General features: G+C 63.1%; 26 protein-coding genes. 8 read left to right on the forward strand and 18 right to left on the reverse strand.

All coding sequences use genetic code 11. The features are described 5' to 3' along the window. Position 1: 1 nt before the first annotated feature. The 6 genes from TFC3_RS31565 to TFC3_RS31590 form a co-directional block, all read right to left on the reverse strand. Positions 2 to 220, reverse strand: coding sequence for a helix-turn-helix domain-containing protein (locus TFC3_RS31565; RefSeq protein ID WP_067509922.1), 219 nt, complete (start codon positions 218 to 220; stop codon positions 2 to 4). A gap of 215 nt (positions 221 to 435) precedes the next feature. After that, a complete protein-coding gene (locus TFC3_RS31570; RefSeq protein ID WP_067509256.1) occupies positions 436 to 2,352 on the reverse strand; it encodes a DUF3987 domain-containing protein in 1,917 nt (638 codons plus the stop codon). Between the two features lie 432 nt (positions 2,353 to 2,784). Then, positions 2,785 to 4,932 (reverse strand): cell division protein FtsK, encoded by a 2,148-nt coding sequence (locus TFC3_RS31575; RefSeq protein ID WP_067509258.1) that lies wholly within the window; start codon positions 4,930 to 4,932, stop codon positions 2,785 to 2,787. Between the two features lie 93 nt (positions 4,933 to 5,025). After that, complete coding sequence (locus TFC3_RS38310; RefSeq protein ID WP_161952708.1) at positions 5,026 to 5,178, reverse strand: hypothetical protein; 153 nt, start codon at positions 5,176 to 5,178, stop codon at positions 5,026 to 5,028. Between the two features lie 294 nt (positions 5,179 to 5,472). Beyond that, positions 5,473 to 5,697: a hypothetical protein gene (locus TFC3_RS31585; protein WP_067509262.1), complete on the reverse strand. Its 225-nt coding sequence runs from the start codon at positions 5,695 to 5,697 to the stop codon at positions 5,473 to 5,475. Next, positions 5,697 to 5,972, reverse strand: a complete 276-nt coding sequence (locus TFC3_RS31590) for a DUF6284 family protein (protein WP_369819713.1) — start codon at positions 5,970 to 5,972, stop codon at positions 5,697 to 5,699. Before TFC3_RS31590 ends, TFC3_RS31585 begins: the two co-directional genes overlap by 1 nt. 505 nt (positions 5,973 to 6,477) lie before the next feature. Here TFC3_RS31590 and TFC3_RS31595 point away from each other — a divergent pair. From TFC3_RS31595 to TFC3_RS31610, 4 genes are all read left to right on the forward strand, one after another. After that, positions 6,478 to 6,873 carry a hypothetical protein gene (locus tag TFC3_RS31595; RefSeq protein WP_067509264.1) on the forward strand — a complete coding sequence of 132 codons (396 nt, stop codon included), beginning with the start codon at positions 6,478 to 6,480 and terminating at the stop codon, positions 6,871 to 6,873. 87 nt (positions 6,874 to 6,960) lie between these two features. Beyond that, positions 6,961 to 7,311, forward strand: a complete 351-nt coding sequence (locus TFC3_RS31600; protein WP_236718564.1) for a winged helix-turn-helix domain-containing protein — start codon at positions 6,961 to 6,963, stop codon at positions 7,309 to 7,311. A gap of 77 nt (positions 7,312 to 7,388) precedes the next feature. Further along, positions 7,389 to 8,069 carry an NUDIX domain-containing protein gene (locus TFC3_RS31605; protein WP_067509267.1) on the forward strand — a complete coding sequence of 227 codons (681 nt, stop codon included), beginning with the start codon at positions 7,389 to 7,391 and terminating at the stop codon, positions 8,067 to 8,069. Next, complete coding sequence (locus tag TFC3_RS31610) at positions 8,066 to 8,476, forward strand: NUDIX hydrolase (protein WP_067509269.1); 411 nt, start codon at positions 8,066 to 8,068, stop codon at positions 8,474 to 8,476. Before TFC3_RS31605 ends, TFC3_RS31610 begins: the two co-directional genes overlap by 4 nt. A gap of 17 nt (positions 8,477 to 8,493) precedes the next feature. Here the strand turns inward: TFC3_RS31610 and TFC3_RS31615 are convergent, their stop codons facing one another. From TFC3_RS31615 to TFC3_RS37545, 5 genes are all read right to left on the reverse strand, one after another. Then, a complete protein-coding gene (locus tag TFC3_RS31615; RefSeq protein WP_067509271.1) occupies positions 8,494 to 8,811 on the reverse strand; it encodes a hypothetical protein in 318 nt (105 codons plus the stop codon). Beyond that, the gene (locus tag TFC3_RS31620) at positions 8,811 to 9,323 is read right to left on the reverse strand and encodes a nucleoside-diphosphate kinase (protein WP_067509273.1); all 513 of its coding nucleotides are present in this window, start codon (positions 9,321 to 9,323) and stop codon (positions 8,811 to 8,813) included. Before TFC3_RS31620 ends, TFC3_RS31615 begins: the two co-directional genes overlap by 1 nt. Before the next feature lie 103 nt (positions 9,324 to 9,426). Then, a complete protein-coding gene (locus tag TFC3_RS37535) occupies positions 9,427 to 10,263 on the reverse strand; it encodes a hypothetical protein (protein WP_153040554.1) in 837 nt (278 codons plus the stop codon). Positions 10,264 to 10,484: 221 nt separating this feature from the next. Then, positions 10,485 to 11,291, reverse strand: a complete 807-nt coding sequence (locus TFC3_RS37540) for a hypothetical protein (protein WP_153040555.1) — start codon at positions 11,289 to 11,291, stop codon at positions 10,485 to 10,487. 366 nt (positions 11,292 to 11,657) lie between these two features. Then, on the reverse strand, positions 11,658 to 12,698 hold the full coding sequence (locus tag TFC3_RS37545; protein ID WP_153040556.1) for a hypothetical protein: 1,041 nt from the start codon (positions 12,696 to 12,698) through the stop codon (positions 11,658 to 11,660). A gap of 162 nt (positions 12,699 to 12,860) precedes the next feature. Between TFC3_RS37545 and TFC3_RS37550 the strand changes: the two genes are divergently transcribed. Next, positions 12,861 to 13,139, forward strand: coding sequence for a hypothetical protein (locus TFC3_RS37550; RefSeq protein ID WP_153040557.1), 279 nt, complete (start codon positions 12,861 to 12,863; stop codon positions 13,137 to 13,139). A gap of 49 nt (positions 13,140 to 13,188) precedes the next feature. Here the strand turns inward: TFC3_RS37550 and TFC3_RS31630 are convergent, their stop codons facing one another. The 6 genes from TFC3_RS31630 to TFC3_RS31660 all read right to left on the reverse strand — a co-directional run bounded on the left by TFC3_RS31630 (position 13,189) and on the right by TFC3_RS31660 (position 17,810). Next, complete coding sequence (locus TFC3_RS31630) at positions 13,189 to 13,473, reverse strand: hypothetical protein (protein WP_067509276.1); 285 nt, start codon at positions 13,471 to 13,473, stop codon at positions 13,189 to 13,191. 321 nt (positions 13,474 to 13,794) lie between these two features. Continuing rightward, a complete protein-coding gene (locus tag TFC3_RS31640; protein WP_067509280.1) occupies positions 13,795 to 14,448 on the reverse strand; it encodes a hypothetical protein in 654 nt (217 codons plus the stop codon). Positions 14,449 to 15,131: 683 nt separating this feature from the next. Continuing rightward, positions 15,132 to 15,461: an STAS domain-containing protein gene (locus TFC3_RS31645; protein WP_236718566.1), complete on the reverse strand. Its 330-nt coding sequence runs from the start codon at positions 15,459 to 15,461 to the stop codon at positions 15,132 to 15,134. A 232-nt stretch (positions 15,462 to 15,693) separates the two neighbouring features. Then, positions 15,694 to 15,903: a hypothetical protein gene (locus TFC3_RS31650; RefSeq protein WP_067509284.1), complete on the reverse strand. Its 210-nt coding sequence runs from the start codon at positions 15,901 to 15,903 to the stop codon at positions 15,694 to 15,696. 240 nt (positions 15,904 to 16,143) lie between these two features. Further along, entirely contained in the window at positions 16,144 to 16,587 is a 444-nt protein-coding gene (locus tag TFC3_RS36485) for a universal stress protein (RefSeq protein ID WP_082772640.1), read from the reverse strand. Further along, positions 16,584 to 17,810, reverse strand: coding sequence for an SLC13 family permease (locus TFC3_RS31660; protein ID WP_067509288.1), 1,227 nt, complete (start codon positions 17,808 to 17,810; stop codon positions 16,584 to 16,586). Before TFC3_RS31660 ends, TFC3_RS36485 begins: the two co-directional genes overlap by 4 nt. Positions 17,811 to 17,849: 39 nt before the next feature. Here TFC3_RS31660 and TFC3_RS31665 point away from each other — a divergent pair, with 39 nt between their 5' ends. The 3 genes from TFC3_RS31665 to tadA all read left to right on the forward strand — a co-directional run bounded on the left by TFC3_RS31665 (position 17,850) and on the right by tadA (position 19,306). Continuing rightward, positions 17,850 to 18,257, forward strand: a complete 408-nt coding sequence (locus TFC3_RS31665; protein ID WP_067509290.1) for a glutaredoxin domain-containing protein — start codon at positions 17,850 to 17,852, stop codon at positions 18,255 to 18,257. Positions 18,258 to 18,344: 87 nt separating this feature from the next. Continuing rightward, positions 18,345 to 18,860: a tRNA adenosine deaminase-associated protein gene (locus tag TFC3_RS31670; RefSeq protein ID WP_067509926.1), complete on the forward strand. Its 516-nt coding sequence runs from the start codon at positions 18,345 to 18,347 to the stop codon at positions 18,858 to 18,860. After that, a complete protein-coding gene (gene tadA / locus TFC3_RS31675) occupies positions 18,857 to 19,306 on the forward strand; it encodes a tRNA adenosine(34) deaminase TadA (RefSeq protein ID WP_255363812.1) in 450 nt (149 codons plus the stop codon). The genes TFC3_RS31670 and tadA overlap by 4 nt, the downstream gene beginning before the upstream one ends. On the opposite strand, the gene deoD is transcribed toward tadA, so the two are convergent. Then, on the reverse strand, positions 19,296 to 20,003 hold the full coding sequence (gene deoD / locus TFC3_RS31680) for a purine-nucleoside phosphorylase (protein ID WP_067509293.1): 708 nt from the start codon (positions 20,001 to 20,003) through the stop codon (positions 19,296 to 19,298). The genes tadA and deoD overlap by 11 nt on opposite strands. Positions 20,004 to 20,043: the final 40 nt, after the last annotated feature.

A 20,043-nucleotide genomic window follows, 5' to 3' on the forward strand; every position in this document is an offset into this window, starting at 1 on the left:
CTCAAGCAGCCTGGTCGGTGTGATTAGCGGCACGCAGCTTGTTCACGTACTCCGTCAGGCACTCGACCGGGATGCGGCGCAGCCGGCCGATCGTCACGGATTCGACCTCGCCGCTCATGACCAGCGAGTACATGTGGGTCCGGCCGATGCTGAGGCGGCGTGCAGCTTGCTCGATCGTGAGGACCAGCCGGATGGGTTCGTTCGCGGTGTCTGTCGTCATGGAGATCTCGGCGGCCTCGCCGCGCGGATCGGCTGTCATCCAGTAAGTACCTTTCGAGAGAACTAGCGAGGGCTGAAGGCTGAGGCGTGCCGCGCGTCGTGGCGGAGCCCGTGCCGAGCCCCGTAGACGGCTCCGCAGAATCCGCGTTATCCGCGTAATGCCTGCGGAGCGCTCGTTGAGCGGATTCCGCGGATATTGCGGACGACAGGCCGAGGTCATGAGGCGCACCCGACTGCGTCGGGGTGGACGAGCCAAGCCGGCGAAGGCGCCCGTCCGGCACCACGGCGCTCCGGCGCTGACGCTGTCCGGAGATAGCCATGAGCGACGAGCAGGCTCAGAACCGGATCAAGGTCAGCAGCCTTGCGGAACCGCCCGCGCGACAACGCCGTGAAGAGATCACGCTTCGTGAACTGCTGCGTCTGCGTCCGCTCGATCCAACCCAAGACGTGCCGTGCGTCATCCACCAACGGATCGGCACCCATGTCGTCGAACGCGGTCAACGCGTGGTCGGCGAAGTACTCGCCGATCTCCGCGGCCTGGTCGAACGTGACGGCCTCGATCGGCCGCTCCGGTCCGTTCAGCAAATGCTCGGCGAGGTGCAGCAAGCCAGCAATGCGAGCGATGGCCCCGGCGTACTTGCTGCCCCAATCGACGATGTGAGCCCAACTTCCCGAAGGCGCCAGACGAGGCTCGACATCGCGCTCGATCGCCAGCATGCGTTCGCCGGCATCGGAGGTAAGGCTGAGAACAAAGGGCTCGTGCCGATCGGCCATCCCCAGCACGAGCGTGTTGAGTTGTCCGGCATACCTGTCCGCGACGGAGCCGGGAATCGGATCGGCCCCCACTCGACGCCGTCCAACGGTGTTCTCCGGTATCGCAAAGAGGATGCGCGCAAGGAGTCCCTTGCCGCGGAATCCCGGCATCTGCGCGATGTCGCGCAACACCTCGGGCTGTACGGCCAGGCCGAGCGTGAGCGCGGGCCGGTCAATGTGTTCGGCGGGTCGGGATCGCCGGTCGATGCGGAGCATGTCGCCGGCGTGGCCTTTGAGGAAGACCTCAAGGTTGGGGGCACCCGAGTAGCGGCCGGCGAGCGTGGCGAAGATGCCGCCCTCGGGTGACAGGACCGCGAGCCTGCCGCCCTGCTCGGCGAGCAGCGACGCGGCCTGCTCACTGGTGACGTCATCCGCGACGAGGCGCGGCAATGACGGCACCGTAATCGTCTCTGTCGTCATAGCAGCGGCTGCAGCGTCGGCAAGGAGCCTGTCGCGTGCGTTTGAGTCCGATGCGGCAGCCGCAGCGTTCGCCGCACGGTCCGCCGCCTTCGCAGCAACACGCAGTGCCAGCTCGGCCTCGACGATCGCCGGTCGCGTGCGCTCGATGAGCAAGCTCTCCGCAGCGAGCAACGGCCGGACCAGCGCCGCAAAGACAGCCGACTTGCGGGAGCCAGGCGGCAACACGACAACGGTGAACAGGTTCGCCGGTTCCCGCCAAGACCCGCGTACCTCGACCTCGGCACGGCCGCCGGATGCCGTGGATAGAGCGGCGAGCGCGATGCATCCAGCGAGGTCTACCGGCGTCTGCGTGAACTCGGCGACCGCGCCAACCATGTCCGCGACCCAGCCAGGCAACGCTTTGACCGGAAAGGGACGCGGCGCGTTGCGTGCGCTCAGCGGGATCGGTGTCGGCCACGGCGAGGCCGGAGCGGCGTTGAGCAATGCACGCCCTGCCGCCAGCACCTCGCCCGTGTCCGAGTTGCTTGCGGCGACCTGGATCAAGCGCGTACCGAGGTCGGCAACCTCACGACGTCGCGCATGCTCGGCGATGATTCGGGCGTAGTACGGACCGTTCGCCGTGGTCGGGACAGCAGCGATGAGCGTGTGGAGGTACGGCGCTCCGCCTAGCTTGCCGAGCGATCCCACGTCCGCAAGGTGGGCCGCAACCGTGATGGGATCTCCGGGTGCCCCCGCAGCGTGCAGTTCGATCAGCACGCGCCAGAGGTCAGCATGCGCCGGCCGGTAGAAGTCATCAGCCACCACGATGCGAGCCAGCTCCGCGACCAGGCCCGGCGCCAGCAAGGCCGAGCCGATCACGGCCTGTTCGGCAGCGTCGTCGTGCGGCGGGGTACGAGTCACAGCGCGCGAATCCTGTCCAGTCGAAGGCGCGATGGCCCGGTCATCGGTTGCCGTCGCGGTAGATCCGTGAGGCTTCGTGGAATAGGTGCCGGCCGAATCGGATGCGGATTCCGGTGCCGTCACAGCGGTGACAGGGTCGGCGCCGCAGTCCTCGTTCGCTGCCGAGCGACCCGCGTCCCGAGCAGCGGCGGCAGCGACGAAAGGGCCGCCACGCACAGAGCGCGACATAGCCCAAATTCACGATGGCGAGGAGTGGGCAGAGCAGGCTAGCGGCGATGCGGAACGCGTCCACGGACTGCCTCCAGGGCCGTTTTCGAGCGTGGCTCACCGTGGGCGCTAGTTCGCTAGCGTCCTGGTGGGAGTGGTCAGTTGGCGCTAGCGGTGCCGCTAGACCTAGCGCTTGCCGGGGCTAGACCTAGCGGCTTGCTAGCTTTATGCGGCTCGACGCCGCCGATCACGTTCCGCTACGGCCGCCGCGATGTCTTCGCGATGGATGCCCTTGCGATTGGCCTTCTCGCGAGTCACGGGATCGGTGCCCCAGACCTGACGACCAACCGTGATTCCGTACGGCTTGAGCGCGGTCGCCACCTGCTCCGGCTTCCACCCGCCGTACGCCTCGGGCCGCAGCTCGGCCAGCCGCGCAGCGACGGTCTCGGACCAGACCTTCGGCTCGTTGATCGGCACCACGGTCAGAATGTCGTCCAGCAACGACACTGCGGAGCTATCCGCCCTGGGCAGCTCGCCAGCGGCATAGCCCGTGAGCGTTCCGGCACTCTCCCGCAGCGCACGTGCCCGCGTAATGACGGAATCGACATCGGCCATCGGTACTCGGTTGGTCCGGACGGTCACGGCTTCCTCAACGGCGTCCGAGTCATCAGCGCCGAGCAGAATGCCGACGCCCTTGTGCGCACGCTGAAGCCGCGACGAGTCGTACCCCGCGGTGTAGGAGCCGGCGCCCAGCACCGCCTCCGAGGACTGCCAGGTCATCGTCTTGAGGGCGAAGCGCGTACCGATGTTGTCTCGCAGATCAGTGGGAACGGCCTTACCGTCCGGCTTCTGCGTGGCCAGCGCGAGCATGATGCCGACCGATGGCCCTACCTTGCCCAGCTCGGTCAGGAGGCTCACGATCTCGTCGCCATAGATCACGTGACCGCTGTACCGCTGAAACTCGTCGATCGACACGAGAACCGGCCACAGCTTGAGCGAGCGCCGTTCCGCGATAGCACGCGTCACCTTCGACTCGGGGCAGATGTCAGCCGGCAGGGTCGCGATGGTGTCGTACCGCCGGTTCATGTCCTCGACCAGAGCGCGCAGATCCTCGACGAGACCAAGAACAACCTCATCTCGTACGCCGAAGCCAACCCGATGCGCGATGCGCTCGAAGGAGCGCCAGTCCTGACCGCCCTTGCCGTCATAGATGTGCAGCTCGACAATCGGATCGAGCGCGCAAGCCAGCGCCGGAAGCCGCGCCGCGAACGTCTTGCCCATCCGCGGAATCGCGCCGATCAACAGCGAGGTGAAAATGAGCTGCAGCAGGACGGTACGACCCCGCTGATCCTCCCCGAACGGGAACGGCTCGAAGATGTCCACCTGGCCCTTGGCGATGAGCGGCCACAGACCGGACGACTTCGCGTACGGGTCTTCGTCGGCAACCCACAGCGCCAGGCGCCGCGCCGAGCCCGCCGTGCGGCGCACCCGTTCCGGCCAGACCTGCACCTCGTCAAGGTCGAGGCCGGCGGCAAGGTCGTTGCGCTTCTTGATCGCCGTGTCGGCCTTGGTGCCGAATGGCAGATCGATCACCGCGCGCCAGCCGGGACCATCGCGCATGATCGGGCTCGGGAACGTGATCGGTTTGTCTGCCTTGCAAAGCCCGGCCGCCAGGAACGCCCGCATGAGAACGTCAGCGGTCAGCTTGCGTACTCGCGGCTTCACAGCCGCCGGTTCCATCAGCGGCCTATCCGCCGACGAGCCGATGAATCCGAGTACGCCGACGATGGCAACGGTGGCTGCGTACCAAGCCCAGCGTGGCGCGGCGATCAGCAACACGGCCGCGACAAAAAGACTCAGCATGAGTGTGGTCAGCAGGATCAACGTCCGCAGCCGTACTCGGCCGTCACGCTGGCGCGACAGTCGCAGATAGTCTGCGGCGTCCTCGCGCCGGACAGCGGCGAGCCTAACCGGCCGCCCCTCAGCATCGGACATCCAGCGCGACGTACCGGCGACTGCTCGCGCTACGCCCCTGGGCGCGCGGTAAGTGAGCCGTGCGGCGTAGAGCGGAAGCCTGGCGAGGTGATAGATGGAGACGTACAAGCCGTAATTGATGTGCCAACGCACGGCAGCGACGGCTTCCGGTTTGGAGCGCAGCCACGCCGGAATTATCGGACGCCGGTTCAGGACCGGTGCTGTGTAAAGGTCGGCCGGATCGACGAGAACCAGGTCGTCACCGATCTTGTCGTGTTCGTCGTCGATATCAGCCGACCAGTTTTCCGGTCGGCGTTTCTGACGTGCGTTACCTAAGTCGATGATGTCGGCCTCGGCAGCCTTCCAGTCGAATTCGTCGTCGGGTTCGGGGGTTGCCATGATGGAGATTCCTCCGAGAGGTCGAGAGCCGATCGGGTGGGCCGGGGCGCGGCCACTGGTTTGCGAGGCCGATGGGCCGCGCCCCGGGCGTAGTTATCGGTCGAGGTCGTCGATGACGTCGCCGTTTTCGTCGGTCGCGATCTCGATCAACGCCGGGTACGCCCCGAGGTCGAACGCCAGCACGAACCCGGCCACGGCAGGCGACAGGTCAACAGACACCTCGGCGCCGTCCGAGGTGTGCACCATCGCGTGATCCGAACTGACGGCCGCGTCCGTCACATCGGTGACGACCGTCCTGAGGTACAAAGCGACGGGGCAAGCGTTGATGTTGTGAGGCTGTCCCCGCCACCCTCCGAACTGCAGTAGGTGAGCGACATCTTCTGCGTTCTCGCCGAGAGCGTGCAGGATCATCGAAAGTCGCTGTTCAGCGTTGCGAGACATGGGTTCCCCAATGGCTTAGCCGGTGGCTGCGGACATAGCGCCCGGACATGGTCAGGGCTTTGGGTAAGCCTCGACGCGCATGACCGAGTCGGACGTCGGTCATCCGTTGCCACCCAGCGACTGACCGATGGCGGTTAAGCCGGAACGGACGCCGTCGACGAGTGCACGCGACGGCTCGACGAGAACGCCGTTGCTGCCGGCGATGACCAGCCCGAGCATTAGGGCGCAGATCGCGGCGAAGACGATGCGCCCGCGAGTTTTGTGATCGATGCCAAGCATGACCAGGACGGCGATCAGGACGAGCGAAAAGATTCCAAGGCTCATCAGGACACCTCGTCGATCGAGCTGAGGTAGCGCTCGATGAGATTGACCATCTCGCGCAGTACGCGGTTCTGAGCGCGACGGAGGCGGCGCCAATCGAGCTGGGTGGGGCCTGGTTCTGCGGACAGGAACCGGATCTCAGCATCGACCAGGGCGACCTCAGCTTCGAGAAGTCGCTGTTCGCGCTCGATGGCGGCGAGGTGGGCCGGGGTGGGCTCATCAGGCATGTGGTTGCGGTACACGGAGGTCCTTCCGGTGCGGTGATCGACCGGACGCATCGATGGACGAGTACAACGTCGAGTTGTGTTCATGGCGCGACGCTACAACGCGAAGTTGTATTCGAGCAAGCGATGTCAACACGATCGAGAGTTAGGAGTTCAGGAAGTGGTCATCGGCAGAATCGCTAGCGCGATCGCGTACCCTCGCCGTTGATGACCGAGACAAGCGGCGAGCTGCCAGAGGATTGGTGGACGACCGAGAATGTGCTGACGTTCCTGCGATCGGCAGGAGCGCCGATTAGTCGTGCCACGTGGGCGGCTTACGTCTCGCGTAGCCAAGCGCCGGCGCCGGATCGGATGTTCGGCCGGTCGCCCGTCTGGCGTCCGGCTGCCATCAAAGACTGGCAAGCATCCCGCCCTCGCCGCGGGTCAACCGAAGCCTGAGTAGGCACTTCTCTCACCTCCTTCTTGAGCGCCACTTCCTGGTGAGACCCAGTCAACCGGGAAAGACGTGCGCTGCCGATGAGGCAAGAACCGCTCGTGATGCACCCATAGTGCAGTCCTGATGAAGAACAAGCCCCGAACGCGGTACGCGTCCGGGGCTTGCGTGTCGGTGAAGCAGCTACGTCCGCTTCAATACCGCGACAGCGACATTGAGCGCGTCTCGCAGCGCAAGGGCTTCATCGGCTGTCATATGGGCGCCTGCGGGCTCGTCCAGGCCGTTAACCAAGGCCAGCACGATGCGATCGGCTCGCTCCTCCTGGATGAGATTCACAGCGACGTGCGCGTATTCGTCGTGGACGCCTACCTCGGCGATGAGGTGGGCATGGACGGCGCTTCCATGCTTGTGGTTCGTCGTGCAGTAGAGCGGACATTGCTTGCGAGGCTTGGTGACAGGCTGAGCAACCACCGTTCTGACTCCCTTATCGAAGTGGCCTCATTGGCAGAAGACCGTCTCTGAGGCAGGCGCAACGCGTCATGACAGAAGTCTAGACGTCTATACGCATACACGGCCACATCACAGCACGAATACACCTACCGTGATCATGTGATTACCCCTGATCGCGAAGGTGCTGCGTACCGGCAGCTTGCCGGAATGCTTCGCGATCGAATCCGTGGCGGTGAGTTACCACCCGGCCAGCGGATGCCCTCCGAGAAAGACCTCCACGACGAGTTCGGCTTAGCGCGCGAGACGGTCCGCCGAGCCCTCGCCGTCCTACGAGCCGAAGGGCTAGTGGAAGTTCGCCACGGCCACGGCACGTTCGTCGCCGAGATACCTGACAAGGTCGAGATCCGGTCGGGGGACAGCGTGACAGCGACGGCCGCGATAACGCTCAGCCGGGCGAACGGCGAGATAGAGACCTACCCCGCCGGCACCAACCTCACGGTTGTCGACTGACCGATGACAGCCAACCTGCGCCACCACCACCCGGCGCAGGCACGCCTGGCCGTGCAGCGGAACCGAGAGGCCACCGCATGAACCAGCCGGCGCGAGACACAGTCATCGACCAGTGGACCGGCCGCCACGCAACGGCGCTGCAAGCCGCACTGCGCATGTCGCAAGACGAAATGGCCGCTCTGATCGGCGTAGCGAAGCGCACCATCGCGTCCTGGAGTGAGCGCCCCGACATCATCATCCGCCCCGAGCTGCAGCGGGCATTGGACACCGCCTACAGCCGCGCGGACGAGCCAGCCAAGCTCCGCTTCGCCCGCCAGCTCAAGGCCGACGACGACGCCGAAGCCGAAGCAGCGGCCGGCGGCGCTGTCGCGCTGGCAGTGGCTATCGCCGTGGTGACCAAGGAACCAGACGTCCTCTTGGTCTGCCGGCGAGACGCCGACCCAAGCGGCATCGACTGGCAGTTCCCGGCCGGCATCGTCAAACCAGGCGCGACGCCCTCGACCGTCGCTGTGCGCGAAACCCTCGCCGAAACCGGCGTGCATTGCACCGTTCGCAGCGAGCTGGGCAGCCGCGTCCACCCGCTCTCTGGCGTCAACGCCAGTTACTTCCTCTGCGATTACCTCGCCGGCGAAGTCGAGAACCGCGACGTCATCGAGAACACCACAGCGCTGTGGGCGCCCAAGGAAGACGTCACCCGGTTCATCCCGAAACAACGCATCTACGCGCCAGTGCTGCGCGCCTTGGAAGGGGAAGAATGAGCGAGCCCACCACCGACGAACGCCCACCCATCGCGGCGGCCGTCATCATCAACGACGGCCAAGTCCTCTTGGTCCGCCGTCGCGTGAAGGAAGGCCAGCTCTCCTGGCAGTTCCCCGCCGGTGAGGTCGAGGCCGGCGAGTCCGGCGAAGAGGCCGCGATCCGAGAAACCAAGGAAGAAACCGGCCTGACCGTACGGGCGACAGGCAACCTCGGCGAACGCGTGCACCCGAACACCGGCCGAACCATGCTCTACGCCGCTTGTGAGGTCGTAGAGGGAACCGCATACGTGGCCGACGAGGAGGAGCTGGCAGAGGTGGCGTGGTGCGACCGCGCCACCCTTACCGCCAACGTCCCATACCCGTTTTTCGGCCCGGTGCAAGAGCACCTAGACGCGAACCTCCGCTGACCTGCTAGCGGGTCGTCTTACGCCGCGTCGAGAAGGTCAGCCAACCGCGACCGGACCACACCGTCATGGAAATGGTCCGGGAGCGGCACGCCACCCACGGTCTGACGCGAAGAGACGACGTCTTCGAGGGAGTTAGCCGGCAACGACTCGATGAGTTCCAAACACTCCTTGGCGAAGTGCCGAGCCTCGGAGAGAAGGCCAATCTCCCGCAGACGCACAGCGAGCGCGTACGCATACTCGGCCGCCGCCCGATCGTCCTGGAAAAACCGTTCGTCCTCGTACGCCTTGCGGACCTCGCTCAGCGGAGGCCGCTGGTCGATCTCCTCGTCAACCATCAGAACGTGTACCGCTCAGCAACGGTCTGGTAGTCGAACAGCTCAGCGGCGCTGAACCACAGGTCGATCTCGTACTTCGCCTCGTCCGGCTTGCCGGAGGCGTGCACGAGGTTCGCAGCAACAACCTTGTTGGCCTCAGAGTAAGCCTTCGAGATGTGCGCGAAGTCCCCGCGGATGGTGCCAGGAGCGGACTGGTCCGGGAACGTCGAGCCGACCAGGCGACGGACGTTGGCAACGGCGTCAACGCCTTCGAGCACCAGGGCGATGACCGGCCCAAGCTGCATGAAGTTGGCGGTGAGGTCGAAGACTTCTTTGCCGAACCGCTCCTCCAGGTCGAAGTAGTGCTTCTTCGCCAACTCGGCGTCCATCTGCACCATCTTCGTCCCGACCACTTTCAGGCCGGCGTCCTCGAAGCGCTGCAGCACACGACCAATGAGGCCGCGGGCAACCGCGTCTGGTTTCAGCAAGACAAGTGTCCGATCAACTGCAACCACGTCAATACTCCAGTTCATGAGTGAATTACTCTCAGGATACAGGACAGCAATATTAAGACTTATCCGCATCTAGAGTGTCGAGTTGATACTGAAGCGGTCGCCACTGTTCAACCGATAATAGTTACGCCGAGAAATCTCCATACTTCATTCCTACGGGAGCGAAACTAACTATAGGCCGATAGACGGCCAGGGGGACAATGGCCATGCCAGGGTACGCCGGAGATTCGTTACCTCCATGCGCTTCCATTAGGCTAGAAAAGTTTTGGACGAGGCTATCCAGCTTATCGCGCTCGAATGCGCCGCCCTGAGCGCCTCTTAGACCATCGGGAACGAAGTTCTTGTTAGGATCAACGCGAGCACCAATACGTGAAACGATGCCTACGGTGATCCAGTCACGTGCCTCATTCCCATATCGGCCATGCAAGGCACTGCGCTCCGGCCCTATGTATTCAGACGAGTCGAGAAGTGTCCCGACAAAGCCGTGATTTGGCTTCCTAATCCCACATGGCATTATCCTGATAACGACACCCTTCGGGTACATTGCCTTCATCACTGCATGAACAGCCTTCGCATTCGACTGGGAATCTCCAAGCTGTCCAGAGTCTATTAAGTGTCCTACCACTTCAGAAAAGTAGTGGCCATCAATGATTGTCGAAGGAGCTTCGATACGAATAATGGATCCTTCTGGAGCAAACTTCTGAACTGCGCCGTTTTCCCACTTCAAAGAGTTCTTCGCAACGTTGGATATGTCATGCAGGAAACCGGTTGCTTGGGCTACTTCTTCGAACATTGCGAAATGCAACTCAGCAAGACTTCGGGTCTCCTGCTGGCGATTGGAAGATTGGCGACCGGCGTCAGCTTTGGCGAATCCAACGGAGGCGCCCAATCCCCAGCGACGAAGACGCTCACTAACCTCTTCAACCTTGTCCGGCACACCTTGGTTGAGCTGCCCCAGCAAGGACCGCACTCTAGCGGTGTCAACGTACAAGAAGTCTTGCAGGACGGCGCGCCCGTCCTCCGGTAGACCGATAGTCATACATAGATTATCCACATAGAATGCAAGATCGGAATGGGCAGCGCCGTCTCAACGCCGTGGCATGACAGCGTAGCGATCCACCGCATCAGTACAGTTCATCAAAGGGTAGCTGATTCACCCCTTACCATACATAGCGGGCGATCTTAATTTGTGGCGGCGTCGACTTCAACTATTGGTTGCGGCTCGATAACGCTAGCCGAATCCCACAGAGACTCAATGCGCTTACGATAGATGGATCCGACTTCACGATCGGGACGAACGAGCGAGGAAAGATGGCGTCCAACACCATTCAATGAAGTACCCAACAGCCAAACTTCACCGCTTTTAGCAACTAGCGCCCGGTCGTGAAATGCTGTGGACGACGTCATTCTTACTTCTATTTTATTCTCAATGTCAGGAGCTGCAAGCCTTGCCGCGATGACGCCTCTCTCGCCACCTCTCAAGGCACCCCTATCGCTCATTAAAATACGGCTAATATTTGTGGAGGCAAGCACCCATCCAATGGTACTCGCCTTGAAGTACGGATCAGCCAATACGGCCTCGCCGGCTTCCGATACAACGCGTGTAAAACGTTCGAACGTTTCTGGGTCGTCAGGCGTTAATACCGCATCCGTCAGGTCTAGGACCGTGGTATCAGGGCCGGACCTGGTACGGCCACTCTGGTCTTCAAGCGCGTGTGCAAGAGCGGACCCAAGGCTTGTAAGGCGAACGCCAGATCTCTCTCCCAAGCGTAGCCAGCCCAGCCGCTGCATGTAACCCGAAACTGGCAACAATTTCTCTTCACCCAAAGCGATCGCCGAGACGAGCGAGTATGAACTCTTTTTAACCGGCGTTGGATGGAGCGCGAAGGCATCTAGCTGATCAACCGTAGGTTCAATGCCTTGGGCATTCAATAATGCCAGATAGCGCAACGACCGCTTGACATGGGTCGGGAAAACATCATCACTCACGACGGCTAAGGTGCCATCTTCCGGGTACGTTGTCGAGTTATGCCATCCGGTCGGGTGGCTAAGCGGCGCGTTGAGGCATGCTCCTAGGCGTGACAGGCCCGGAATCAGCCGGAGGAAGCATGTGACTCTACGAGTTCGGTGAATACCTCGAAAGGCTTCTCCCAGTCGGAGTTTCACGAGGCCCGTCGTCAATCTCCGCGTCAACCACCGCTAGGTCGGCGGAATTCAATGTGATCGAACTCCTTTGAGGAAAATTACACATAGACCGGTTTAGGCTTCGTTGCTGCCACGTTCCCACGGCGAGTGGGGTGTGCAACATGGGGTAGCTTGGTCGCGGCTGAGGCTAGCGCACATCGACCCGCAAGCTCATTGACCGGACTTTCTTTCACTTATTCGCTCAACGAATTGTCTTCTCCCCTCTCCTAGGTACGGGTTGAATTCGGCCCGCGGATTAGCTGATATGTGCTCGATGTTCTCGATGTCGATTCCCCACCTGCTGACGGCAGCGTCGATGGTAGCAATAATCCGAGCGGTCACCATTGATGGATCTTCGGTCAATGCCGGGCCAGCTAAGTGCAGAGTAGAAGTAGCAAGCTCGTTCCGTTTCGGATCGAATACCATTTCTAGAAGGCGAAGGATGTGAAGCAACTCGTCACTCAATACACCCTTCCTCGATTCAATCCAAAGCTGGGATGATAAATCAAGAAAGAGGCGGCCTTTGCTTGTCGCCTGTGCCAGAGTGGCACCTCCTCCAAATTGACTTAGAAAACCGGATCCAAGAAGCCTTATCAGCCTTTCCCTAATTGCCCCCTGCGACACATCCAAACTCTCTGCCAAATCTTTCAACCGAGAATATTCATCGCGACTAGTTGAGATAGCGTGAAGCAAGGAAAAGTGAAGGCCAGGTGTGCCACTCGTCCTGACGAAAAAACGAACGTCTTCGGCTGTAAGATTGCCGAACACGACATTCATCAGGATGTCTCGGCTAACCCTGTCGCCCAGAAGACTCCTAACGAAATCTCTTTGGCTTTCATCGTCGGCGTCGAAGTCCGGCGGCACCCAGAAGACTCGGAGCCTGTGTGGCGAGATTGGCATCCCGCTCGCGCGAAAATCTCTGATCGCCTCAGAAAATAGGCGCCTGCCCTTCATTGTGTCCCTGGCTACATAAGCACAGATCTCGGCCTCAGAATCCAGGAGCATCGTACGAATGTCTTTGTCAAGGCCAGCAGTATGGTTCCACAGTGTCTGACCGACCAGAGGCCGGGACCAATCCCTTACAAGTTCGCAAGCGAAGTCAAACTTTCTACGTTCAGCTTCCACGTAGGCATACAAATTGGTCCGCGCAAGATCATTAAGAGTGTCTGAGACGCATTGAGAAAGGAATTGATGTTCCGGAGACTCGGCCACGAACGCATTGTACTGGCTTGTCTCTAGATTTGTCCCACGCTAAGCCCTTACCCGAGTTAACCGGGCAGCGGGATTCGTCGAGGGCTGCACCGCCCTTAACCGCAGCACCGAGAGCCGGGCGACGATAGTCGATCATCGCCTACAGGAGCTGGGCTCGATCGAATGTATAAGTTGCGGGCGATCATCGCCATTTCGCCACGTCAGCATGATCATCTGAGCGCCGGAGCGGTTGCAGCCCTCCATGCCGGACATGCCGGCGCCGTCTCAGTTTCCGTCTCGTTCAATGCCGTTTGGGATCGTTCACCGGGCATCCAACTTTTTCGGCTGCGCAGTTCATGGACGATGGCGATCGACCGCGAACGACGGCTCGCAGACTTGGAAAGCGTGTTGGGTTCACACCCTCACGAGTTCGAATCTCGTATCCTCCGCCAGCTCAGCTGAGCGACCGCGACAAGGCCGGACCTGCTGGTCCGGCCTTTTTGCTGTGCGTTTACAGGCTCCGGCGCACGAGAGAGACGCCACAGGCCAGCGCAAAGAACACCGCCACGGTTCCCATCCGAAGCCAGGGCGTGTCCTGGATACGGCGATCGACGCCGATGGAAATGCTGATGCCCAAACTCAGCGCGAACATGACGCCGAGAAACACGGTGATGAGGCGTTCAGCGAGGCTCCACCCGGACCAATATGCCCAGGCCCCGAGGGCAGTGCCGAACAGGAAAAGGGCAGAGAAGACGACGAACGGAGTGGCGAAGCGCCAGCGAGTGAGGGTGTTCATCTGCCATCCTCCGCGTGCTCACCGCTATCGTCCGCATCAGCTGACTGAAGTCGCCGAGCAACGCTTTCGTATTCGGCTCGCTCCTCCGGCGTCATCTGGCTCTGCTCATCCATAGCCTGTTGTAAGGCCGTTGCGAGCCCCTGCGCGTGCCAAGCGTTGTGGGCAGCCGCGCGAAGACTCGCTTCGCCGGTAAGGACAATTCTTGCCAGCGAGCCCATGGGGTCGTCTTTGCCCCGAGTGTCGGCGAGGTGACGCAGGACGGCACGGGCCAGCGGCTGCCCAGCAAGGTCGCCATTCATGGATTGCGTGTTCCTCTGGGGCCTAGTAGCCGGCGGGGTGCTTGTAAGGCTGCACGGCGGGAAGGTCCTTGACGGCAAGATCCGCTTGGATGGTGTTGATGGTCCCGGAGATGACTTTGAGAAGGTCTTCGCAGTTGCCATAGAACTCAGAGATGACCTTGTAGAGGTCGTAGGCCTGCCACGTGTAGTAGGCCGCCACGCTGTAGCCAGCTACCGCGCCCAGGCCTGTTTCGATCAGCGCAGTGCCCGCCGCGGAAGCGGCGTTGATGATGATCAGCAGGTCAAGCAGATCGGTGATCATTCCGGCCGTGACGTCGACAAGGCTTTTTACCGCCTCGGCGGCTTGCAGATACAGCTTGTTGTACTGGGCGCAGGCGTCATTGAGACCGGCGGCCGCGAGGCCGAGAGCCAGTTGGAATTCCTGCTCGGCCTCGGCGGCTTTGCCACGCCAAATATTCGGTACGTCTCTGGCACCGGCCAGAAGGTTGCTGCCAACATCAGCGGTAGCCCCACCGATGTTGTTCATAGCCATCGCACAGTGCGTGTAGGCCTTCCAGTCCCCGCTGATGTCGGTGGCCCAGCCTTCGAGCGGGTCATAGCTGAAAAGCCAAACGCTGATCTGCCGCAACCACGCCGCGGGACTGAGCAGATCCGCAAGCGGGTTGATCGACCACATCTCGATACCGATGGCGTACTCGGGGTTTTCAGGTGGCCCACCGGCTCGGCCACGTCGGAGAAGGCTGACCGGGAGGGCTGCAGGTCGGGGCGTCCCTGAGCGAGCATGCGACCCACTACACCCGGATTTTCCGCGCCGGGATAACTGGCGTCGAGCCTCGCGGCCGAGGCGTGATCTGTGCGTGCGTAGTCGCCTTGAGCTGCATTGATTTGAGTGCCTGCGGACTGCGTCAGTTCCGCGAGCTTTGTAAGGGCTCCGGTGAGTTTCTTGTACGCGTCTTGATGCGGGCCGACAAGCATCATCAGGAAGCCTTCTGAAACAGCCGGCAGGTCGCAGTGCTGCTGGGTGTAGGCGAGGGTGTCGGAGGCATCGCCCGAAGCCCGAACCAACTGGTTGTAGACGCCATTCAGGCCACCGGCATCGACGTAGAAGTCGCTCATGGTCCCCCGCTAGATCGCTGGTGCTAGATCGACACCATAGACAGCGGTCGCGCTCTTGGTCACCCGCCTGAGTTGATCCGGTAGCCGAGTCATCGTCGCTGCCGCTCCGGAAAGGCCTCAGCGCAACAGGCGGCAACTTGCCCCCTCCTGCTCCCTAGGAACTGAACGTCTCTCCACCGGGCTCACGCTGATCTCTATACCAGCGTGCCGGGAGGTGGCATCTCAGACGCCGTCTCCGGGCCTTCACAGTTGCGCTGCTGCGATCGCGTCCTCGACCTCCGGGAAGATCGCGAAGTACCGGCTCAGCCCCACGGTGTCGAGCAGCCCCGTCAGAAACGGATTCGAGCCGGCGAAGCTCAGCCACCCGCCCCGAGCGGAAATCACCTGTTTGGCCGTGATGAAGGCACTGAGCCCCACGGAGTCGCAGAATTTCACGTCGGACAGGTCCACCACAATTCTGGGGACCGGGCGTTCGAGCAGGGATGCCAGCAGATCGTGGAGCCGGTTCGCGGTGTCGGAGTCGAGTTCGCCGGTGAGGCGCAGCACGGCGATGTCGGAACGGTGATCGGTCACAGTGGCCTGCATGGCATCGCTTTCGTCCTGTTTGGCGGGATACCAGACTAGGTCGGCCCGCCTCGATCGGGGCGCACAGCAGGTCCGTCCAATTCACGCAGGGGTGAGCCGAAATACGCGGACGATCAATTAGCGGCAAAGAAGTCGGGCCGGACCCCGAGGGGGGCCGGCCCGATTCACAACATTTGGCTGGCCTGGAGAGGATGCGTTCGGCACAGCCCGGCTCCTGGCGTCAGATCTGACGCCACCGCCAGCGTGGGCCGCGCCACGCGTCGGCCAGGATCAGCGCTGACGCCTTACCTGGACACTGCTGCACCTTGGACTTGCCTTGGGGGCCACCCATCTGGGCCTCGACCTCCCAGACATCGCCGTCGGTGCGGACGTAGACGTCACGGCGTGCGATCCGGACGTCACCATTCCACCAGTGCTGCTCAACTCTCACACGTCGACTTTATGACAGACATCAAAGCTTCAGCGGGAGGCCGATCTGTGAAAGTTTCTCGACGGTAGGTTCAACCGGGTTGTCCGATCCGGTGGTTTTCTGCCGCATGACTTGCGTCATGGCGACATATTAGGGCAGCTTCTTAACTGGCACTCTCCGTAGTCAATGCAGGTCGCGCCCCAAAAGTCCGGATGCTGAAACGGCGCCGACACGTACCCGTCATCTGGCCTGCGTATTTGATCATGGCAGTGACGTGAGTGGGGGTGGTGAGCCAGGCCACACCAAGAAAATTCGGCACGGAGCGTGATCAATAACGAAGCGCGTACGGTGGCCCAGGCTGCGTGGGCCGAGCCGGCGGCGATTGCCGTCGCGGGCCAGGACCAGCACATCGGCATCGGCGCACGCCGCTACGACTTCTCGTTCCGGGCGACCACGCAAAGTGATTTTGCGAGCCGTTCGACCGAGCCTTTTCTCGGCCGAGTCCAGCAATTGCCGATCCGCCCCGGCCAGCAATTCGGCCGGATCCGCGCCCGCAACCCGGCCCAGTAAACCAGCCGAACCGCTCAGCGCGGCCTCCGTTCCGACATCGACGACGTGCACCAGTGTCACGTCGCCGGCCAGCTCCTTGGCCGCATCGACACACGCCTCCCAGGTGCCTTCGGAAAGCCACACCAGAATGCTCATAATCCCGACACTCGCAGACTGAGCCACAACGACGCCACCCCCACGATCAGGCAGGCCGGAACGGTCAGCGCGCCCAGACGCAGGAATTCCCCGGTCACCGGCGGCTGGCCGCGCCCATGCAGAATCCGCCGCCACAGCAACGTCGCCAGCGAACCCACATAGGTCAGGTTGGGGCCGATGTTCGCCCCGAGCAGAACGGCCAGCACCAGGCCCGGGGAATGGCTCGCCAGCGGCAACAGCATCAGGGTCGCGGGCAGGTTGTTGAGCACGTTCGCCAGCACCGCAGCCAGCCCGGCCATCACCAACAAACCGAGCAGATCGGCATGCCCTGGAGCCACCCGAGCAACGAGTGTGCCGAACCCACCGCGGCTGACCGACAGCACCACCACGCCAAGGGCCAGGACGAAAAGACAAAATCCGAGATTTGCCTTGCGTACGAGCGTTCCCACCGGCTTTTTCTGCCGTACGGCCAAAGCAGTCGCACCAGCCAGAGCGATCCACGCCGGATGCACCCCCACCGGCCCGGCAACGGCGAACCCGGCCAGCGTCAAACCGAGCACGATCAGCGCGAATCGTGGCGCCCGTTCCTCGGAAAGCTCCGGCACCTGAGCGGGCGTGGACAGATCGTCGGCGAAGAATCGGCGCAGGATCAGGAACTCGACGGCGATAACGGTCAGCCACGGCAATGCCATCAAACCGGCGAATGACAGGAACGACAGACCGGCCGCCGACATGGCCAGCAGATTCGTCAAGTTGGAGACCGGTAACAACAACGACGCTGAGTTGGCGAGGTGGTTGCAGGCATAGACGTGGGGTTTTGGCCGTACCCCCAAAGTAGAGGCTGTGGCGAAAACCACAGGCGTCAGGAGCACGACGGTGGCGTCCAGGCTCAACGCGGCGGTCACCACCGAGGCGATCGCGAACACGATGCCCAGCAGCCGCCGGGGTGAGCCTCGGCTCCAGCGCGCGGCGGTCGTCCCGGCGTACCGGAAAACTCCTGCCTCATCGGCGAGAAAGGCGAGCAGCAGCACCGCCGCCAGGAACGCCACGGTGGGTCCGAGTTCGACGAGTTCGTGCACCGCGGCGCGCCACGGCACCAGGCCGGTCAGCACCACGATCAGCGCCGCGGGCACTGCGGCCACGGCCTCGGGCAGCCCACGGGGACGTGCGACGGCGAACCCCAGCACGCCGACGAGCACCAGGAGAGAGACGACGGTGATCACCAGTCGCCGGTGATGCCCTGGGCTCGTACCCTCAAAACCATGGCACGACGTTGGCTTGTCTCCCTGATCTGCCTGCTCCTCGGTGTACTGACGATGGTGATTTCGGGCCCTTGGGCCGGATCGGTCGTCCTAGTGCTCGCCGTGCTGTCGTCACCGCTGGTGTTTCCCCGCTCGCTGAGCGCGGCCGAGGCGCAGCGCCGCAGCGCGCGGGACGGCAAGGGCATCGTCTATTGGCGTCCGGGGTGCCCGTTCTGTCTGCGGATGCGAATGGTGCTGTTCTTGCGGGGCCGGCGGCTGCACTGGGTCGACATCTGGAAGGACCCGGCCGGCGCGGCCGCGGTACGCGAGGTGGCTGGCGGAAATGAGACCGTGCCCACAGTCGTCCTGAACGGCGAGCCGCACGTGAACCCGGCGCCGGGCTGGCTTCGCGCCGCCGTGCGCGCCTGACTTTGTCTCCTTCGGGGCGTGGCGCTTCGCGCGGGACGATGCAGCGGCTACCGTTCCCGCTGAGAACAGATGTTCGTGGGGGGATTCGTGTCGACTTTCGCTGCCGCCGTCGCTCGGGGCAAGAACGGCTGGACGGCGTCCGAGCTGGAGCTCACCGGGCTTGCCGACATCGACGAGGTCGTAGACCGGCTGCGTGATGCCGAGCCCGACGCCGAGCTGTCACTGCTCTTCGTCGAGGCAGACGATCAGTATCTGGTCATCCTGCGCCTGGACGAGGGCGAGGACCTGCGGGTGTTCGGCTCCGACTCGGCGTTCGCCGACGAGTCGCGGCTCGGCTCGCTGCTGCTCTCCGACGTGGAGACGCCGACGCTGGAACTGGACGAGCTCAGCCCGCCGCCGGCCGATGACGACGAGGAGCGGCCCGCCGCCGACCCCGACGCCGACCCGGTGGGCGATGTGGAGATCCTCAACGATCTCGGCATCAGCTCGCACCGGCTGCTGACGCTCTGCGGGCTCGAGGGCATGCTGCCCTCCGACGTCACCGCGGAGATCTGCCAGAAGCTGGGCTGCGGCGATGAGTTGGAAGAGCTGCGCGACGCGTGAGGGCGCGTCCTCAGCACGAGGCGTGGATGCGACGGGCGCTGTCCGTGGCCACCACCTCGGCCGAGGACGTACCCGTCGGCGCGGTCATCCTCGACCCGTCCGGCGCTGAGCTGGCCACCGCCGGCAACGAACGCGAAGCCGGGGCTGACCCGACCGCGCACGCCGAGGTGCTGGCGTTGCGCCGGGCCGCGCAGGTCACGGGCAGTTGGCGGCTGGAGGGCTGCACCCTGGCAGTGACCCTCGAACCGTGCACGATGTGCGCCGGCGCGCTCGTGCTGGCGCGCGTTTCCACGCTTGTTTTCGGGGCGTGGGAGCCCAAAACCGGCGCGGTGGGTTCCCTCTGGGACGTGGTCCGGGACCGGCGCCTGAACCACCGCCCAGAGGTGTATTCCGGTGTCCTCGAAGACGAATGCGCTGCCCTGCTCCGGGGCTTCTTCAAGCGATAGCCGTGTCGAGGCCGATCTGCACCATGTCGGAGAAGCCCTTCTCGCGCTGCGCCGAATCCATTTTCTCGCCGCGCTTGATGTGGTCGCTGACGGTCAGAACGGTCAGCGCCTTGGCCTTGTAGCGGGCCGCGATCGTGTAGATGGCGGCGGACTCCATCTCCACTGCGAGCACCCCGTAGTCGGCGAGCGCGTCGTACAGGTCCGGCCGGTCGGTGTAGAAGGCGTCAGCGGCGAGAATAGGACCCACCCGCAGGGGTACGTTGCGGCGCTCGGCAACCTCGGCGGCCGTGCGCAGCAGCCCGAAATCGGCCACCGGCGCGTAGTCGATGAGCCCGTCGAACCGCACCCGGTTCATGTTGGAATCGGTGGCCGACCCGATGGCCGCCACCACATCACCGAGGTGCAGATCCTCAGCGAGCGCCCCGCACGAGCCGATCCGGATGACCGACGTCACGCCGTACTCGTTGATGAGCTCATGGGTGTAGATGGAGGCGGACGGCATCCCCATGCCCGAACCCTGCACGGAAACCCGCTCACCCTGCCACGTACCGGTGAATCCCAGCATGCCGCGGACCTCGGTGTAGCAGACCGGGTCGGTCAGAAACGTCTCAGCGATCCACTTCGCCCGCATCGGATCCCCGGGAAGAAGAACCCGCTCAGCAATGTCGCCCGGCTGCGCGCCGATGTGCACACTCATTCCTGTGATCCTGCCAGGCGACGGGCCCGCAGCGCCCGGG

Source organism: Actinoplanes sp. TFC3, assembly GCF_001553785.1.
Taxonomy (GTDB): domain Bacteria; phylum Actinomycetota; class Actinomycetes; order Mycobacteriales; family Micromonosporaceae; genus Actinoplanes.

Bases quoted from the DNA above. Each gene is read 5' to 3' on its own strand.
- TFC3_RS31565 (WP_067509922.1), bottom strand. From the start codon at position 220: ATGACGACAGACACCGCGAACGAACCCATCCGGCTGGTCCTCACGATC.
- TFC3_RS31575 (WP_067509258.1), bottom strand. From the start codon at position 4,932: ATGGCAACCCCCGAACCCGACGACGAATTCGACTGGAAGGCTGCCGAG.
- TFC3_RS38310 (WP_161952708.1), bottom strand. From the start codon at position 5,178: ATGGTGCACACCTCGGACGGCGCCGAGGTGTCTGTTGACCTGTCGCCT.
- TFC3_RS31585 (WP_067509262.1), bottom strand. From the start codon at position 5,697: ATGAGCCTTGGAATCTTTTCGCTCGTCCTGATCGCCGTCCTGGTCATG.
- TFC3_RS31590 (WP_369819713.1), bottom strand. From the start codon at position 5,972: ATGCGTCCGGTCGATCACCGCACCGGAAGGACCTCCGTGTACCGCAAC.
- TFC3_RS31595 (WP_067509264.1), top strand. From the start codon at position 6,478: ATGAAGAACAAGCCCCGAACGCGGTACGCGTCCGGGGCTTGCGTGTCG.
- TFC3_RS31605 (WP_067509267.1), top strand. From the start codon at position 7,389: ATGAACCAGCCGGCGCGAGACACAGTCATCGACCAGTGGACCGGCCGC.
- TFC3_RS31610 (WP_067509269.1), top strand. From the start codon at position 8,066: ATGAGCGAGCCCACCACCGACGAACGCCCACCCATCGCGGCGGCCGTC.
- TFC3_RS31615 (WP_067509271.1), bottom strand. From the start codon at position 8,811: ATGGTTGACGAGGAGATCGACCAGCGGCCTCCGCTGAGCGAGGTCCGC.
- TFC3_RS31620 (WP_067509273.1), bottom strand. From the start codon at position 9,323: ATGAACTGGAGTATTGACGTGGTTGCAGTTGATCGGACACTTGTCTTG.
- TFC3_RS37550 (WP_153040557.1), top strand. From the start codon at position 12,861: ATGTATAAGTTGCGGGCGATCATCGCCATTTCGCCACGTCAGCATGAT.
- TFC3_RS31630 (WP_067509276.1), bottom strand. From the start codon at position 13,473: ATGAACACCCTCACTCGCTGGCGCTTCGCCACTCCGTTCGTCGTCTTC.
- TFC3_RS31640 (WP_067509280.1), bottom strand. From the start codon at position 14,448: ATGTGGTCGATCAACCCGCTTGCGGATCTGCTCAGTCCCGCGGCGTGG.
- TFC3_RS36485 (WP_082772640.1), bottom strand. From the start codon at position 16,587: ATGAGCATTCTGGTGTGGCTTTCCGAAGGCACCTGGGAGGCGTGTGTC.
- TFC3_RS31665 (WP_067509290.1), top strand. From the start codon at position 17,850: ATGGCACGACGTTGGCTTGTCTCCCTGATCTGCCTGCTCCTCGGTGTA.
- deoD (WP_067509293.1), bottom strand. From the start codon at position 20,003: ATGAGTGTGCACATCGGCGCGCAGCCGGGCGACATTGCTGAGCGGGTT.